Origin of the sequence: Actinosynnema sp. NPDC023658, from assembly GCF_040639995.1 — a bacterium.
GTDB lineage: Bacteria > Actinomycetota > Actinomycetes > Mycobacteriales > Pseudonocardiaceae > Actinosynnema.
The window spans coordinates 1-2,298 of record NZ_JBFAAX010000875.1 but is presented as its reverse complement, the minus strand read 5'-3'; the positions used below and the strand labels follow the sequence as shown (position 1 = coordinate 2,298).

Annotated in this window: 3 protein-coding genes; all 3 read left to right on the top strand. The window is 73.7% G+C overall.

Going from position 1 to position 2,298, the window contains the following annotated elements; genetic code table 11:
- Positions 1–365 (top strand): ROK family protein (locus tag AB0G02_RS35860; RefSeq protein ID WP_360803606.1); only part of this gene is annotated, 365 nt, incomplete at its 5' end.
- A gap of 90 nt (positions 366–455) precedes the next feature.
- Positions 456–1,307 (top strand): sugar phosphate isomerase/epimerase family protein, encoded by an 852-nt coding sequence (locus AB0G02_RS35855; protein ID WP_360803603.1) that lies wholly within the window; start codon positions 456–458, stop codon positions 1,305–1,307.
- 232 nt (positions 1,308–1,539) lie between these two features.
- Positions 1,540–2,298, top strand: a 759-nt coding sequence (locus AB0G02_RS35850; RefSeq protein WP_360803600.1) for a LacI family DNA-binding transcriptional regulator, incomplete at its 3' end; no start/stop codon positions are given.

The following is a 2,298-nucleotide window of genomic DNA, read 5'->3' as shown; positions in this document are numbered from 1 at the left end:
GGCTGCGCGACCTGGGCGTGGACGCCCGCACCGCGGCCGACGTGGTGCGGTTGGTCCGGTCCGGCAGCCTGGAGGCGGGCCAGGTGGTGCGGCAGGCCGGGCGGGACATCGGTGAGGCGCTGGCCGCGTGCGTGAGCCTGTTCAACCCCTCGCTGGTCGTGGTCGGCGGGCTGGTCGCGCAGGCGGGGGAGATGCTGCTGGCGGGCGTGCGCGAGTCGGTCTACCGCCGTTCCCTCCCGCTGGCCACGGAGAACCTGCGGATCGTGGCGTCGAGCGCGGGCGACGAGGCGGGGGCGTTGGGCGCGGCGGCGATGGTCGCCAAGCACGTGCTGTCGACCGGGGAGCTCAGCGCGCAGCTGGGGTGAGGGTTCCGGCAGGGATCCGGCACAAGTGCGTCGCTCGCGGCGGCGCTTCTGCCTTGACCACGCCATATCGGCCGGTTTACGTTCGGCCGCATGTGGGACATCGGCGTCAACACCTGGGTCTGGACGTCCCCGCTGACCGATGACGCGCTGGCGGAACTGGCACCGCGAGTCCGCGACTGGGGTTTCGACGTCATCGAGCTGCCGGTGGAGCACCCCGGCGACTGGGACCCGCACCGCGCGGCCGGGCTGCTGGCGGAGCTGGGCCTCGCGGCCACCGTGTGCCTGGTCATGCCGCCCGGCCGGGAGCTGGTCGACGCGGACACCGTGGCCGAGACCCAGGACTACCTGCGGCACGTCGTGGACGTCGCGGCGATCGTCGGCAGCCCGGTCGCGGCCGGACCGGCGTACAGCTCGGTGGGCCGCACGTGGCGGATCGACGACCGGCCGGAGGTCTACGCCCGCTTGCGGGAGAACCTCGCCCCGGTGGTCGAGCACGCCGCGGCGAAGGGCGTCCGGATCGCGGTGGAACCGCTGAACCGCTACGAGACCAGCCTGCTCAACACCGTCGAGCAGGCCCTGGAAGCCCTCGCCGGGCTGCCCGACGAGGGCTGCGGGCTGGCCCTGGACACCTACCACGTCAACATCGAGGAGTCCTCGCCGGTGCGGGCCATCCGGGCCGCCGGCGAGCGGATCGCGCACGTCCAGGTGTGCGCCAACGACCGCGGCACGCCCGGCAACGACCACCAGGACTGGCCCGCGCTGCTCCAGGCCCTCGCCGACGCCGGTTACCGCGGCCCGCTGTGCATCGAGTCGTTCACCCCGGACAACGCCACGATCGCCACGGCGGCGTCCATCTGGCGGCCGCTGGCGGCGTCACCGGACGCCCTCGCCGTCGAAGGGCTGGCGTTCCTGCGCGGCGCGTCCTCCGCGTTCACCCGCTAGACCCCTCCCGCCACCCGGCCGCTGCCGCGCCCTCCGCCGTCCTCGTCGGACAGCCGTCGACCGCCCGGTGGCACCCGTCCCTGCGCCCCCGCTGTGGCCGGGTGGTCGGCGCGACGGCGGTCGAATCGTTTCGATCGGGTGAAGTTGTGCCGACGTGGCCTTTCAGCGGAACTCCGACCGCGGAACGTCGCCGTATCATCGGGCGTTGTCGAACCGGTTGGACGGAGAGCGCATGAACATCGGGGAGATCGCCAAGCGGGCGGGCGTGTCGCGCAGCACGGTGTCCTACACGCTCAGCGGGAAGCGACCGGTCTCGGCGGTGACCGCCCGGCGCATCAACGAGGTCATCGCGGAGCTGGGCTACCGGCCCAACGCCAGCGCGCGTGCGCTGGCCGAAGGTCGGACGCGGACGCTCGGCCTGGTGATACCGCCGGCCGGCAGGCGGTTGACCGACGTGCAGCTCGGGTTCGTGGCCAGCGTGGTGGAGGTGGCCGCCACCCACGACCTGGACGTGCTGCTCTCGCCCAGCGGCGGTGACCACGGCCGGTCGTTCGACAGGATGGTGACCGGCCGCCGGGTCGACGGGGTCGTCCTCATGGAAGTGCTGCTGGAGGACGCCCGCGTGGCGCGGCTCGACGAGAGCGGGCTGCCGTTCGTGACGATCGGCCACGTCGAGGAACCCGGCGCGTCGTGGTGGGTGGACGTGGACTACGCGTCGCTGATCGGCGCGTGCGTGCACCACCTGGCCGACCTGGGCCACGAGGAGGTGGTGCTGGTCAACCGGTCCACCGAGCTGTTCGCCTCCGGCTACGGCCCGGCCGTGCGCGCCGACAAGGGCTTCCGCGAGGCGGTCGCCCGGCGTGGCCTGACCGGGCACGTCGTGCCGTGCGCGGACGAGCCGGCGGCGGGTGCGGCGTGCTTCGACGACATCCGCGAGCGCTGGCCGCGGGCGCGCGGGCTGGTGACCGTAAACGAGGCGTCGCTGCCGGGC